This is a genomic window from Streptomyces sp. NPDC045846 (assembly GCF_056431605.1).
Genome location: NZ_JBWKKJ010000008.1, coordinates 119,927 through 134,012, shown reverse-complemented (window position 1 = coordinate 134,012; position 14,086 = coordinate 119,927). Strand labels below are relative to the sequence as shown.

Annotated in this window: 12 protein-coding genes; 8 read left to right on the top strand and 4 right to left on the bottom strand. The window is 72.3% G+C overall.

Annotated features, from left to right (window positions below):
* Positions 1-18: 18 nt before the first annotated feature.
* The 5 genes from AC07F3_RS23235 to AC07F3_RS23215 all read left to right on the top strand — a co-directional run bounded on the left by AC07F3_RS23235 (position 19) and on the right by AC07F3_RS23215 (position 3,629).
* Entirely contained in the window at positions 19-534 is a 516-nt protein-coding gene (locus AC07F3_RS23235) for an NUDIX hydrolase (protein ID WP_479116386.1), read from the top strand.
* A gap of 25 nt (positions 535-559) precedes the next feature.
* A complete protein-coding gene (locus AC07F3_RS23230) occupies positions 560-952 on the top strand; it encodes a YidH family protein (protein WP_479116385.1) in 393 nt (130 codons plus the stop codon).
* Positions 952-1,272: a DUF202 domain-containing protein gene (locus AC07F3_RS23225; RefSeq protein WP_479116384.1), complete on the top strand. Its 321-nt coding sequence runs from the start codon at positions 952-954 to the stop codon at positions 1,270-1,272. Before AC07F3_RS23230 ends, AC07F3_RS23225 begins: the two co-directional genes overlap by 1 nt.
* 110 nt (positions 1,273-1,382) lie before the next feature.
* A complete protein-coding gene (locus tag AC07F3_RS23220; RefSeq protein WP_479116383.1) occupies positions 1,383-2,405 on the top strand; it encodes a phosphotransferase family protein in 1,023 nt (340 codons plus the stop codon).
* A 9-nt stretch (positions 2,406-2,414) separates the two neighbouring features.
* Entirely contained in the window at positions 2,415-3,629 is a 1,215-nt protein-coding gene (locus AC07F3_RS23215) for an acyl-CoA dehydrogenase family protein (protein ID WP_479116382.1), read from the top strand.
* Between the two features lie 12 nt (positions 3,630-3,641).
* On the opposite strand, the gene AC07F3_RS23210 is transcribed toward AC07F3_RS23215, so the two are convergent.
* From AC07F3_RS23210 to AC07F3_RS23200, 3 genes are all read right to left on the bottom strand, one after another.
* Entirely contained in the window at positions 3,642-4,238 is a 597-nt protein-coding gene (locus AC07F3_RS23210) for a TetR/AcrR family transcriptional regulator (protein WP_479116381.1), read from the bottom strand.
* Between the two features lie 87 nt (positions 4,239-4,325).
* The gene (locus AC07F3_RS23205) at positions 4,326-5,978 is read right to left on the bottom strand and encodes a class I adenylate-forming enzyme family protein (RefSeq protein ID WP_479116380.1); all 1,653 of its coding nucleotides are present in this window, start codon (positions 5,976-5,978) and stop codon (positions 4,326-4,328) included.
* Positions 5,975-6,739 (bottom strand): SDR family oxidoreductase, encoded by a 765-nt coding sequence (locus AC07F3_RS23200; RefSeq protein ID WP_479116379.1) that lies wholly within the window; start codon positions 6,737-6,739, stop codon positions 5,975-5,977. The genes AC07F3_RS23205 and AC07F3_RS23200 overlap by 4 nt, the downstream gene beginning before the upstream one ends.
* A 652-nt stretch (positions 6,740-7,391) precedes the next feature.
* Here AC07F3_RS23200 and AC07F3_RS23195 point away from each other — a divergent pair.
* Both AC07F3_RS23195 and AC07F3_RS23190 read left to right on the top strand, forming a co-directional pair.
* Positions 7,392-8,645, top strand: coding sequence for an exo-beta-N-acetylmuramidase NamZ family protein (locus AC07F3_RS23195; RefSeq protein ID WP_479116378.1), 1,254 nt, complete (start codon positions 7,392-7,394; stop codon positions 8,643-8,645).
* A gap of 107 nt (positions 8,646-8,752) precedes the next feature.
* Positions 8,753-10,063: a serine-threonine protein kinase gene (locus AC07F3_RS23190; protein ID WP_479116377.1), complete on the top strand. Its 1,311-nt coding sequence runs from the start codon at positions 8,753-8,755 to the stop codon at positions 10,061-10,063.
* Between the two features lie 18 nt (positions 10,064-10,081).
* On the opposite strand, the gene AC07F3_RS23185 is transcribed toward AC07F3_RS23190, so the two are convergent.
* The gene (locus tag AC07F3_RS23185; protein ID WP_479116376.1) at positions 10,082-12,859 is read right to left on the bottom strand and encodes a penicillin acylase family protein; all 2,778 of its coding nucleotides are present in this window, start codon (positions 12,857-12,859) and stop codon (positions 10,082-10,084) included.
* Between the two features lie 598 nt (positions 12,860-13,457).
* On the opposite strand from AC07F3_RS23185, the gene AC07F3_RS23180 reads away from it, so the two are divergent.
* Positions 13,458-14,069 (top strand): hypothetical protein, encoded by a 612-nt coding sequence (locus AC07F3_RS23180; RefSeq protein ID WP_479116375.1) that lies wholly within the window; start codon positions 13,458-13,460, stop codon positions 14,067-14,069.
* Positions 14,070-14,086 lie beyond the last annotated feature (17 nt).

The window sequence follows — 14,086 nt, the reverse complement described above, 5'->3', positions numbered from 1 at the left end:
CGGTGGTTTCATGGCTCCATGAACCCGGCTGACGAAATCCTGGACATCGTCGACGCGAACGACACCGTGATCGGACAGGCCCGCCGCGCCGACGCCTACGCGCACCATCTCCGCCACCGCTGCGTGTTCGTCCTGGCCCGGGACGCCGAGGGCCGGATCTTCGTGCACCGGCGCACCCCGGACAAGCTCGTCTTCCCCTCCCTGTACGACATGTTCGTCGGCGGGGTGGTCGGCGCGGGCGAGTCGTACGACGGCGCGGCGCTGCGCGAGGCCGAGGAGGAGCTCGGGGTGTCCGGGCTGCCGCGGCCCGTGCCGCTGTTCAAGTTCCTGTACGAGAACGGTCCGCAGAGCTGGTGGTCGTCCGTGTACGAGGTGCGCTGCGAGCTGCCGGTGAACCCGCAGGCGGAGGAGGTCGCCTGGCACGACTTCCTGCCGCTCGCCGAACTGGAGCGCCGGATCGGCACGTGGGAGTGGGTGCCGGACGGGCTCGCGGCCTGGCAGCGGCTGCGCGCCTCGGGGATCGCCCTGTCCTGAGGGGCCGCCGGGTAGGGTGCGGCGGGTGATCACGATCGTGCAGACCCTGCGGCTGTGGTTCGCGCCGCAGCGCATCGGCGAGGAGGGCGAGACCCCCGACTACCGGTTCTCGCTCGCCAACGAGCGCACCTTCCTGGCCTGGATCAGGACCTCGCTGGCGCTGGTCGGGGGCGGTTTCGCGGTCGACCAGTTCCTGCCCGGGCTGCGCTGGGGCGTCCGGGTGGCGCTCGCGCTGGCGCTGCTCGCCTCGGGGGTGCTGTGCGCGCTGCGGGCGGTGAACCACTGGGTGCGCTGCGAGCGGGCCATGCGGCGCGGCGAGGACCTGCCGGTGTCGCGGTTCCCCACGCTGCTCGGCCTCGCCGTCGCCGTCGTCGCCGTGGTCATGGTGGTGGTGGTCGTCTTCGGCTGGGCGGGCTGATGCCCTCCCCCGTTCCCGCGCGCGATCCCGGGCTCCAGCCGGAGCGGACCCGGCTCGCCTGGCGGCGCACCACCCTGGCCTGCACGGTGGCCGCCGTGCTGGCCGCCAAACAGGCGGTGCACCACGGCGGTGCACCGCTCTCCCTGGTCGCGGTGGCGCTCAGCGGGCTCGTGTGGCTCGGGTTCCTGGTCGTGGCGCACCGCCGCATCCAGGCCCTGAGCGGCGCGGCGCGCCCCCGGGTCCTCGGGGTCGGCGCCGCGGTCGGCGCGGCCGCCTGCACGGTGGCCCTCGCCTGCTTCGCCGTGGCCGTACTGTTCTGACCCCCGCCGCCGGCACGCCACAATTCACGGTCCGGCCTGGACGGCATACCGACTGGTCGGTAGCCTGACTCCGGACAGGATGACCGACCCCCGTTCCGGAGGTGCCGACCATGAGCACAGTCCCCCCGCCAGGCCTCGACCCGGAGCGGCTGCGGGCCCACCTGGACCGCGCGCGTCCGGGCCTCGTGAGCGGACCGCTCAGCGCCCGGCTGATCGAGGGGGGCCGGTCGAACCTGACGTACGTGGTCACCGACGGCACCGGCCGGTGGGTCGTGCGGCGGCCGCCGCTGGGCCACGTGCTCGCCACCGCGCACGACATGAAGCGCGAGCACCGGGTCATCAGCGCCCTGCACCCGACGACCGTCCCGGTGCCCGAGCCGGTGCTGCTCTGCGAGGACGAGTCGGTGCTCGGCTCGCCGTTCTACGTCATGGAGTACGTCGTCGGCACGCCGTACCGCACCGCGCGGCAGCTCGCCCCGCTCGGCGCCGAGCGGACCCGGGCGGCCGTGCTCGCCCTCGTCGACACGCTCGTCGAGCTGCACGCCGTCGATCCCGAGTCGGTCGGCCTCGGCGACTTCGGGCGGCCCGACGGCTTCCTCGACCGCCAGCTGCGCCGCTGGGGCAAGCAGCTCGACGCCTCCCGCAACCGCGACCTGGCCGGCATCGACGAGCTGCACGCGGCCCTGGGCCGGGAGCTGCCCACCTCCCCCGCACCCACCGTCGTGCACGGCGACTACCGCCTCGACAACGTCCTGATCGGCGACGACGACCGGATCAAGGCGGTCCTCGACTGGGAGATGTCCACACTGGGCGACCCGTTGACCGACCTCGGCCTGCTCGTGATGTACAGCGCGAAGCTGGAGGTCCCCGACTCGCCGGTCTCCACCACGGCCGGCGCCGCCGGCCACCCCGACCCCGCCGAGCTGATCGAACGCTACGCGGCCCGCTCCGGCCGCGACACCTCGGCCATCGCCTGGTACACGGCGTTCGCCTGGTTCAAGCTCGCCGTGATCCTCGAAGGCATCCACTACCGCTACACCCTCGGCCAGACCGTGGGCGCCGGCTTCGACCGCATCGGCGAGCTGGTCCCCGTCTTCATCGAGCACGGCCTCACCACCCTCCAGGAAGGCTGAACACCCGCCATGGACTTCACATTCGACGCCCGCACCCAAGAGCTGCGGACCGCGCTCCTGGCCTTCATGGACGAGCACGTCCACCCCGCCGAGGCGGTCGCCGAGGAGCAGCGCGCCCTGCTCGCCTCGCCGTGGGACACCCCGCGGGTGGTCGAGGACCTCAAGGCCGAGGCGCGCAGGCGGGGGCTGTGGAACCTGTTCCTGCCCGACGCGGAGTACGGCGCGGGGCTCACCAACCTCCAGTACGCCCCGCTGGCCGAAATCACCGGCCGCTCCCCGCACTTGGCGCCCACCGCCCTCAACTGCGCGGCCCCGGACACCGGGAACATGGAGGTGCTGACCCAGTTCGGTTCGGAGGAGCAGAAGAAGCGGTGGCTGGAGCCGCTGCTGGCCGGGGAGATCCGCTCCGCGTTCGCGATGACCGAGCCCGAGGTCGCCTCCTCGGACGCCACCAACATCGAGACGCGCATCGAACGGGACGGCGACGACTACGTCATCACCGGTCGCAAGTGGTACATCTCCGGCGCCATGAACCCGGACTGCGCGATCTTCATCGTGATGGGCAAGACCGACCCCGCGGGCGCGGACGTCCGCCGCCAGCAGTCGATGATCCTGGTCCCGCGCGACACCCCGGGCGTCGAGATCCGCCGCGCCATGCGGGTGTACGGCTACGAGGACCACTACCACGGAGGCCACGCCGAGGTCGTCTTCCACGGCGCCCGGGTGCCCGCGAGCAACCTCATCGGCGAGGAGGGCGGCGGCTTCGCCATCGCCCAGGCCCGGCTCGGGCCCGGCCGCATCCACCACTGCATGCGGCTGATCGGCATGGCCGAGCGGGCGATCGAGCTGATGTGCCGCCGGGCGGTGTCCCGTACGGCGTTCGGCAGGCCCATCGCCCAGCAGGGCGTGGTCCAGGAGTGGATCGCGGACTCCCGCGTCGCGGTCGAGCAGCTCAGGCTGCTCGTCCTGAAGACCGCCTGGCTGATGGACACCGTGGGCAACCGCGGGGCGCACACCGAGATCCAGGCCATCAAGATCGCCACACCGCGCACGGTCGTCGACATCATCGACCGCGCCGTCCAGCTGCACGGGGCGGGCGGTGTCAGCCAGGACTTCCCGCTGGCCGAACTGTGGGCCGCGGCACGGACGTTGAGGCTCGCCGACGGGCCCGACGAGGTCCACCAGCGCTCGCTGGCCCGCCGCGAGCTGAAGAAGTACCTGTAGCGGCCGGCCGGTTCAGGGCCGCAGGGCGCGCAGCAGCAGGTCGGCGAGGTGGTCGGCGACCTGCTGCTGGCTGAGCGGGCCGTCCGGGCGGTACCAGGTGGACAGGTGGTGGACCGAGCCGAAGTGGTAGTCCACCACGAGGTCGGCCGGGGTCGCGGTGGAGAACACCCCGGCGGCCTGGCCCTCCTCGACGAGGGCGCGGAAGCGTTCGTGGTAGCGGCGGCGCTCGGCGCGGACCTGCTTGTTCTTCTCCGGGCTCAGATGGTGCATCGAGCGGAAGAAGATCGCCGCGTCGTCGAGGTTGTCGATGGTGGTCACCACCACGTCGGCGGCCGCCTCGCGCAGCCGCCGCTCGATCGGCTCGTCCGCGTCGGCGAAGGCGTCGAGCCGCTCCTGCTGGAGGCGCAGCACCCGGGCGTACACCTCCTGGAGGAGGTCCTCCTTGGAGCCGAAGTAGTGGTAGAGCGCGCCCTTGGTGACGCCCGCCGCCTCGACGATCTCCTGCACGGAGGTGCGGTCGTAGCCATTCTCCGCGAAGAGCCGGGTGGCGGCGGCGAGCAGCCGCTGGGGGACGGGGGTGGTGCCGCTCGTCTCCGTCGCCTTGGCCATCGCCGCCACCTTTCTCTCGTACGTGCGCGAGGGGCCTGGCCCCTCGCTGTGTGCTGGTCGTGCCGTGTTCATCGTGCCTGGTGGTCGCTACGCCCGGGTGCGCAGTTCCCGCCTGAGGATCTTCCCACTCGTGGTCTTGGGAAGCTCCGCCAGGATCTCCACCTCGCGCGGGTACTTGTAGGCGGCGAGGCGTTCCTTGCAGTACGCGGCGAGTTCGGCGGGGCCGGCCTCGGCGCCCGGGCGCAGGCTGACGTACGCCTTCACGCTCTCGCCCCGGTAGGCGTCGGGGATGCCCACGACGGCCGCCTCGCGGACCGCCGGGTGGGTGTACAGGACGTCCTCGACCTCGCGGGGCCAGACCTTGAACCCGGACGCGTTGATCATGTCCTTCATGCGGTCGACCACGTAGAGCCAGCCGTCGCGGTCCATGAAGCCGATGTCGCCGGTGCGCAGTTCGCCGCCGGGGAACGCCTCGGCGGTGGCCTCGGGCCGGCGCCAGTAGCCGGGCACGACCTGGGGGCCGGACACCACGATCTCGCCCTGCTCGCCGAAGGGCACGTCGTTGCCCGCGAGGTCGACGATCCGTACGACCGTCTCGGGCCCGGGCACGCCGACCGAGAGGGTGCCGGAGACCGGATCGACCGGCGCCTCCTTCTCGGGCGGCACCGAGGCGCAGGGCGCGGTGCACTCGGTCAGTCCGTAGCCGTTGCGGATGTACGGGCCGAAGCCCTCGCGGAACTTCTCGACGAGAGCGGGCGGCAGCGGGGCGCCGCCCGAGGAGATCACCTGGAAGGAGGCGAAGTGCTCCCGGGTGACGCCGGGGGTGGCCGCGAGCGCCATGAAGGCCGTGGAGGGGCCGACCGTGTAGGCGGGGCGGTGCTCGGCGAAGGCGTCCAGGACGACGCCCGGGTGGAAGCGGTGGGCCAGGACCAGGGTGCCCGCGTTGGCCACGCAGGCGGCGAGTTCGCAGACCATGCCGGTGATGTGGAAGAGCGGGGCGAGCGCGAAGTAGCCCGAGCCCTCGGCTATCGGATGGCCGGTGCGCTGCCTTTCCGCGTTGTAGGTGATGCCGCGATGGGTGTTCATCGCGCCCTTGGGGGTTCCGCTGGTGCCGGAGGTGTAACTGATCAACGCCGTGTCCTGGGCGGAGAGTTCCCGTTCCGCGGGCGCGCTCAGGCCCTGCCGGGCGACGGCGATCAGGTCGTCGGTGTCGGCGGGCCGGGGCAGCCGCTCGAAACCGAGGACGCGGTCGTCGTTCCTCGTCTGGAGGTCGAGTTCGCACGCGGTGAGCGCGACGCGGACGGGGGAATTGGCCGCGGTGTCGCGCAGATAGTCCTCCCAGGCGCGGTCGGAACAGATCAGCGCGGCTGCCTCGGAGTCCTTCAGCACGTGCGCGACCTCGCCCGACTTGTACATCGGGTTGAGCGGCACCACGGTGGCCCCGGCCTTCCACGCGCCGAGCAGGGCGAGCACGAAGTGCGGGGTGTTCTGGAGCATGAGGGCGACCCGGTCGCCGCGGACCAGGCCCCGGGCGGCGAGATGGCCGGCCACGGAGTCGGAGAGCGCGTCGGTCTCGGCGTAGCTGAGACGGCCGTCGAAGTAGGCCAGCGCGGTGCGTTCGGGGGCGCGGGCGACGGCGGCGCGGAAGGAGTGCAGCACCGTCTCGGGCGGCTCGACGGGCGCCCGCTGGGCCTCGCTGAGCTGGGAGAGCCAGGGCCTGGCCACGTAGATCGAGGTCATCCGGCGTTCGTCTCCCACTTCTGCTGGAGGTGGTTCATGCTGGTCAGCCAGCGGTCGGGGGTGGCCGCGCGGGCGGTGTAGTAGTCGGCGACCTCGGGGTGGGGCAGCACCAGGAAGCGGTCGTCGGCCATCGCGGCGAAGAGGGCCGCGGCCACCTCGTCCGGCTCGATCGCGGTGGGCCTGAGCACCAGGTCTCCGGCCGAGCCCGTGGCCGCCAGCATGTCGGTGCGCACGCCCTGCGGGCAGATGGCGTGGACCTGGATGCCGCGGTGCCGGTAGGTCAGCGACAGCCATTCCGCGAAGGCGAGCGCGCCGTGCTTGGTCACGCTGTACGGGGCGGCGCCGATCATCGTGAGCAGGCCGGCGGCCGAGACGGTGGAGACGAAGCGTCCGCTGCCGCGCTCCAGCCAGTCGGGCAGCAGTTCACGGGCGGCCCGCACGTGGGCCATCACGTTGACGTCCCAGGCCGCGGCCCACACGTCCTCGGGGGCGGACTCCGAACCGCCCGATCCCAGGCCCGCGTTGGCGCAGTAGATGTCGATGGTCCCGCCCAGTGCCTCGCGGGCCGCGGCGACGACGGTGGAGGCGTCGCCCGGCACGGCGATCGCGCCGATCTCCTCGGCGGTCTTGCGGGCCTTGTCCGCGTCCAGGTCGTTGACGACCACCCGGGCGCCTTCCGCCGCGAATCTGCGTGCGAGTGCGGCTCCTATGCCGCCGCCCGCGCCGGTCACCACCACCGCGGTGTCCTGTCCCGTGCCCATGCCGACCCGCCTCTCTGCTTCTGCCGAACCCCCACAGACTAACCAGTCGGTATGCCCCGGGGAAGGCCCCGCCCGCCGCAGACCGCGCGGGGCGGCCGCGCGCCCCCGACCCACCTCCGTCCGCGGACCGTGCGAGCCGGCTCGCGCACTTCCCCCACGCCCCTGAACCCGTTTTCGTCCGCGGACCGTGCGGGCGACTCGCGCAGTTCCCCGCGCCCCTTGGCAGCATGCGGCGAACCACACCCATACCGGGACCTGAGCCCTCGACCCGCCTTCGTCCGCGGACCGTGGCCGGTTACTCGCGCAGTTCCCCGCGCCCCTGAACCCCCTTCGATCTGCGGACCGTGCTCGCTTCTCGCGCAGTTCCCCGCGCTCCTGGCGGTACTGGTGCTGGTCGGCATGGGCATCTTTAGCCCGTCCGGCGATTGAGGACGAGCGCCGTTCAGGCGCGAACGGGGGTCTGGGGGCGGAGCCCCCAGGAACGCCCTTCACCCCCGGAGGGTTTAGGGGAGGGGCGGGGTGGGGGCCCCAGGGGCTCGGTCAGCCCACCCGCGCCCACGGAGGCGACTCCGCCGAGTCGCTGGTTCCGCCGAGCCTCACGGCCCGCTAGCGTGCGCACGAACCCGCCCCTACGACACCCGGAGGCGCACGGATGAACCTGTCCAGACGGAGCCTGCTCGCGGGCACGGCGGCGGCCGGAGCCCTGACGGCCGCGGCCCCGGCCCGGGCGCGGGCGCGGGCGGCGGACGACCACCCCCACCCCCTCCGCACCGGCTTCGCCCGCCTGGCCGCCGACGGCTACGCGACCCTGGCGGGACAGAAGGTGGGCGTGGTCACCAACCCGACCGGCGTCACCCAGGACGTACGGCACATCGTGGACGTCATGCACGCCGACCCCCGCGTGCGCCTCGTCGCCGTCTTCGGCCCGGAACACGGCTTCCGCGGCACCGCCCAGGCGGGCGGCTCCGAGGGCCGCTACGACGATCCGGCGACCGGGCTCCCGGTGTACGACACGTACACGAAGAGCGGCCGGGCCCTCGCGGACGTCTTCACCGCCTCGGGCGTGGACACGGTGGTCTTCGACATCCAGGACGTCGGCGCGCGCTTCTACACCTACATCTGGACGCTCTACGACTGCATGGAGGCGGCGGCCCTCGCGGGCAAGCGGTTCGTCGTCCTGGACCGGCCCAACCCGGTGACCGGGCGGGCGGCGTACGGGCCGGTCCTCGACCCCGCGTTCGCGACGTTCGTGGGACGCAGGCCCATCGCGCAGGCGCACGGCATGACGGCGGCCGAACTCGCCCGCCTCTTCGACGCCGAGTTCCTCGGCGGGAAGGTGCGGCCGACGACCGTCGGGATGTCCGGCTGGCGGCGCTCGGCGTTCTTCGACGCCACCGGCCTGCCGTGGGTGCCGCCGAGCCCCAACATGCCCACGCCGGACACCGCGCTGGTCTACTCCGGCACCTGTCTCTTCGAGGGCACGAACCTGTCCGAGGGGCGGGGTACGACCCGGCCGTTCGAACTGCTCGGCGCGGAGGGGATCGACGGCCGGTGGGCGGCGGCGCTCGACGCGCTCGCCCTGCCCGGCGTCCGGTTCCGCGAGGCGTACTTCGCCCCGACGTTCTCCAAGTTCCAGGGGAAGACCGTCGGCGGAGTCCAACTGCACGTCCACGACCGGGAGTCGTACGACCCGGTGCGCACCGGGATCGCGCTCCTGGTGACCGCGAAGCGGGTGTGGAGCGGCTTCGCCTGGCGCGCCGACCACTGGATCGACCACCTCACCGGCTCGGCCCTGGTGCGCACGATGATCGACGCGGGCGCCGGGACGGACGAGATCGTGGCCGCCTGGCAGCCGGGGCTCGCCGCGTTCAGGGACGTACGCCGGAAGTACCTGATGTACCGCTGAGCCGGACCGCGGCGCACCCGGACCTGACCCCGTCCCGCGTATGGCCGGTTCCGCCCTCCGGCGGGACGATGGGGACGCTCATCGTCGAGCGGACCGGAGGTCGGGCCATGACAACGGACATCGGGGTCGAGCCGTACTGGGAGATCACCTTCGACGCGGACGGCGACGCGAACCCCGCCGAGCGCACCGCGCTCAGCGGGGTGGACGCCACGGATCTGGTCCTGTTCTGCCACGGCTGGAACAACACCCCGTCGGCGGCCAGAAGCCTGTACCAGGCCTTCTTCGCCGCCTTCCCCGCACTGCTCGCCGACGCGCCCCAGGTGCGGCTCGGCTACGGCGGCATCATCTGGCCGTCGATCCGCTTCACCGACGAGACCGTCCCGGACTATCCCCACACGGCGCTCGCCCGTGGCCCCGGGCTCGACGACGCGACCGTGTCGGCGCTCAAGGGGTTCTTCCCCGGCCAGGACGCGACCGTCGACCGCATCGCCTCCTACCTCGCCCAACAGCCGGACTCCGAGGACGCGTTCAACGACTTCGGGCGCCTGACCCGGCAGTTGGTGACGGCGTCGGCGGGCGGACCCGGAGCCGTCGGCGACCTCGCGCTGGAGGACGGCCCCGGCGCCTCCCCCGCGCTCCTGACGGACGGAACCCTGGACCTGTGCCAGAGGTTCACGGCCGCGCTGGCCGAGACCGGCATGGCCGTGCAACCGGGACCGCCCGCGCCCTCGTTCTCGATCGGCGGCTCCCTCAAGCACCTCTGGGACGGCGCGAAGGAGGTGCTGCGCCAGACGACCTACTACGAGATGAAGCACCGGGCGGGCACGGTGGGCCAGCTCGGCCTCGGTCCGCTGCTCGGCCAACTCGCCTCGGAGCGCCCGGAGTTGCGGATACATCTGGTGGGCCACAGCCAGGGCGCGCGGGTCGTCGCGTTCGCCCTGAGGGGGCTGCCGGCGGGCGCGCGCAACGTGAAGTCGGTGACGCTGCTCGAAGGGGCCTTCTCGCACTACGCCTTCGCCGAGCGGCTGCCGGACGGCCTCGCGGGGGCGGGTGCGCTGAGCGACGCGCAGGCCCGGGTCGACGGCCCGGTGGTCTCGTGCTACTCGCGCTTCGACACCGCGCTCGGCATCATCTATCCGCTGGCCTCCGCGCTGTCCGGGGACTACGCGAGCGAGCTGCCCGGCCTCGACCGGCGGTGGTGGGCGGTCGGCCACGACGGCATCCAGGCCGTCAGCCCCTGCACCACGCTCACGCTCGCCGAGGCACTGCGCGACGGGGTGCCCGACTCGGGCTGCGTCAGCGTCGACGCGGCCGCGGTGGTGAAGGACGGCGGGCCGCCCGCCGGCGCGCACAGCGACATCTGCCACAGCGAACTGGCCCGGGTGGTGCTGGCCGCGGGCCGGATCATCAGGACCTGACCCGCGGCCGCAGGCGTCCTAGCGGTGGCTGGGGAACTCGACGACCTGCTGATAGGTCGGCCGGTTCTGCCAGTTGACCGCGGACTGGGTGATGCCGCCGAGCGGGCGCTGCACGATGCTGTCGGCGCACCACTGGTCACCGGCCTGGCAGCCGGCGTCCCCCGGGTAGACCTGGGCCGGGGTCTTGGCGGCGGCCTGCTTGAGCGCGCCGAGCAGGCTGTCGCGGCAGGCGTCGAGCTTGCCGTCGCCGCAGTAGGCGCGGGCGAGCGGCCCCTGGACCGGCTCGCCGAGGACCGTCCGCAGGTCCTTGTCGGCGTAGCTCCACCAGCCGTACTGGAAGGCGGACCCGGCGTGCGAGCCGGTCGGGCCGCGCCCGGCCGAGGGCGCTTCGTCGATGCCGAGGTTGGTGGTCAGAGCGTTGTAGAGCGGGTCGCCGAGCCCTGGCCGAAACTCGGCCTCGACCAGCAGCGGCCACCAGGCGTCCATCAGCCGCACCGCGTCGGGGTGGGTGTAGGTGTGCGAGCCCTGCGAGGTCTCGCGGCGCTGGCTGCCGTCCGCTCGCCACGACTCCAACTGCTGTACGGCGGTGGCCAGTTGCGGGTCGGTAATGGGTGCGCTGCGCAGCACTTTGAGGAGCTCGGGCAGCACGTCCTCGCCGCGCAGGTCGGTGACGGCGGCCTGGGCCATGGCGCGGGTGAGCGAGGAGCGGGTGACCCCGCCCTGGGCGACCAGCGCCTTCACCCGGTCGTCGAGGAGGTTGGCGCGGTGCACGGAGCCGTCGCCGAACCCGGCCGTGGAGTAGTCCTTGGCCTGCTTGTTGTTCCAGGACACGTAGTAGTCCTGGCCGACCGACTGGGGGTGCTGGGCGGGCGGGGTGTAGGCCGCCGTGTTGGCCGCGGGGTCGAAGCCCTGCCACTCGTAGGCCTGCTCGGCCTTGACGGGGAGCGACGGGTCGACGTCCGGGTCGCGGACCGGGTTGAGGCCGCTGTTGTAGTAGGCGGCGGTGCGGGAGTCCGCGTAGAACCAGTTGAAGGTGTAGTCGACGTGCTGGGCCGCCTCCTGGAAGGTCTTGGCGTCCTTCACGTAGGAGGGGTCGTTCATCATCTGGAAGCCGATGATCGAGTCGGCGTCGTGCCGGTAGGTGGAGCGCAGCGAGGTGTACGCGACGGCCTTGCCGCCGACGGTGGCGCGGGCGGTGACGATGCCGTAGTCGGTGCGCCACACCTGCATGCGGTAGGAACCGGCCGCGGTGGTGTCGGCGACGGTCGGCTTCCAGGAGTTGGTCTTCTCCAGCTTCTCCATCGGGGTGCACACGCCCCGGTAGAGGTAGTGGGTCGCGTCCTGACAGAGCTCCACGGCGTACGTGTCGGTGATGTCCTGGCCCGCGGAGGTGGCCGACCAGGCGTAGTCCTGGCCGCGGCCGAGCTGGACGTACATGCCGACCCCGGCGAAGGAGGCGCCCCGGGCGCTGATGCCTGGACCCTGGATCTCCTGGAGCATCAGCAGCTGCGGCGCAAAGTAGCCGGTCTGGGGGCCGAACACCGCCACGGGGTTGCCGCTCGCGGTGTGCGAGCCGGACACGACGAGGGCGTTGGACATGCCGCGCGGCTTGCCGAGGTCGATGCCGGGCAGCGCGCCGCTGTCGTACCTGCCCTTGAGCGGTGCCAGTTTCGGGGGCACCTTCACGTCGGCCTTGGCGTTCGTGTTCGCCGAGCCGGTGCGGTCGTAGACGAGCTGTTCGGGCACGACCGAGCCGGGGTCGGGCATCGCGGCGCCTTGGGCGTTGGCGGGTTTGCCCGCGTACGGGAAGCTGGTGCCGTCGTGCACGGTGAGCACGGCCTCGGGGTCGTCGCGCTCGCGGAAGGACTCCCAGACCCGGGTGCCCTCGGCGACGCCGTACTTGGCCTGGGCGGCCTGGAGCGAGAGCGCGGCCTGCACCTCACCGCCCCCGCCGCCGCCGAAGAGGCCGCCCACCACGGAGGCGAGCGCGATCAGGTCGGTGAGCTTGAAGGGCTGGATCTCCCCGACGTTCGTGATGGCGTCGATCTTGCCGGTCAGGACATATTCGCCGGGGAAGTAGCGGCCGTCCTTGGCCTGCTTGGCGTAGGCGTTGATGCCGTCGACGTAGGCCTGGGCGTCGGCCATGGCCTGTTCGCCGCGGGCGCCGTTGGTCGTGCGAATGCGGTCGACCTGCGCCTGGAGATCGGCCTCGGTGTACGGGGCCTGCGGCCAGAACTCCTGCTCCAGCCCCTGGTTGGCGAGGGCGCCGCCCGCGAAGGAGGTGAGCTCGCCGCGTCCGATGTGCCGGAAGAGGTCCATCAGCCAGAGCCGGTCCTGCCCGGCCGCGTACCCCGCGCCGTACTCGGTGCCGTAGCGCGTGCTGCCCTTGATGTGCGGCACGCCGGTCGCCTTGTCGCGGGTGATGGTGACGTCGGGGCGGGGTGAGGTGGCCGACTCCGCCTGGCCTGCGGGCACGCCGAAGGAGGCGTCGTTGAAGAAGGAGTTGAGCTTGTCGTCGGTGAGCGAGGACTGGCCCGCCACCAGGGCGTCGTACTTGCCGAGTTCGTCGTCGCTGTGCGCGGGGTGGGTCCCGAACATCTTGTTGCCGAGGATCTCGACGAGGGTGGCGTTGCCGTTCGCGCCGGGCGGCAGGATGTCGGAGCACTGCCCCTGGCAGTGGTCCCCGTCCGCGGGCTCGGCGGCGCCGGCCGGGACGGCGGGGCCGAGCAGGGCCGCGGAGAGGGCGATGACGGTGGCGGCGCAGGCGGCGGCTCTGCCGCGGCCGATGCCCGCCATGCGTCGAAGTCTGCTGGTGGTGACGGAGGTTGTGGGCCTTGCGGTGCGTCGTCGCATGCGCGCTCCTAGTGGGGGCCGATGCGCGGGAGGCTACTGGGGGGTACGCCGCGCCGTAAGGTGAACAGCCGTCACCTTCTCCGAATCCCCACACACCCGCCCGACCGGCTCCGCGATCACGGCGGAACATCACCGGCAGCTGTGCCCTTTCGGCCTCCGTCGGCACGCGTATTCCTTCCGGCCTTCGCAGGGTTATGTGGGGCGGGCGAATACGGATCGTGAGGTTGCGCCCCAAGTGACCATGGTGGCCCTACCGGTTGAAGGGATTCCGGATGAGCCGGTGGGCCCGCTCTCCCGCCGCCCCGAGCACGCTCCCTGACCTGGTCGTCACCGGGCACGTCGGTCGTTCCAGCAGGTCGGCGGGGTGACCGGTCCATACGCGCCACGTTCTGAGGAGTTCATGAGAATCGGATTCCAACGGTTGGGACAGGGTAGGCGAATCCCCCGTAATGGACGCCATCGGAAATTCGATGGAGCCGGATCGCCTTCCGGTACGTCCATTCCTCGACGCCGAAGTACGAGCGACGGAGGTGGCAGGGCCATGGCTGGATTCCGCAGTCTGGCGAGACAGGTGCGCGACCCGAGGAACGATCTCGCGTTGCGGCGCTATTCGCTGCGCAAGTGTCTGGAGAGGTTCGCCCCGTACGGGCATCGGGCGACCTGGGACCACCTGTGCGGCAGGCACCGCATCGGGCCCGAGGACCGGGCCCCCGATCCGGGGCGGCTGGTGGCCGCACTGGAGGAGCTGGAGGCGGCCAGGGCCGTCTGGCTCGCCTATGAAGTGGAGTTCGCGGCGCGCAGGAAGCGTGAGAAGCACGCGGGGCTGCGCCGCCCGGGCTCCTTCGACGACTGGCACCGGCGCACCTGGGGCGGTTTCGGGGTGGCGTGGTGCGACGATCCCGGTACGCATCCCACCGAGCCGCTGGCCGAGGTGCTCCGCCGCATGATCGCGGCGCTGCGGGCCGCACCCGGCGCGGTGTGCCCGGTGTGCGGGGGAAGCCGACTGGTGTGGAACCAGGACCTGTCCCACGAGCCGTGGTTCGGGCCGGTCTGCTCGGGCTGCGGGATTCTGGTGCCGCGGCCGGTGCTGACCTCCGAGGCACTGACGCGGGCCAAGGCGGCACGGCGCGGAGAACTGGCATCGGTGGCGTGAGCGGCGCGGGGGCGAGC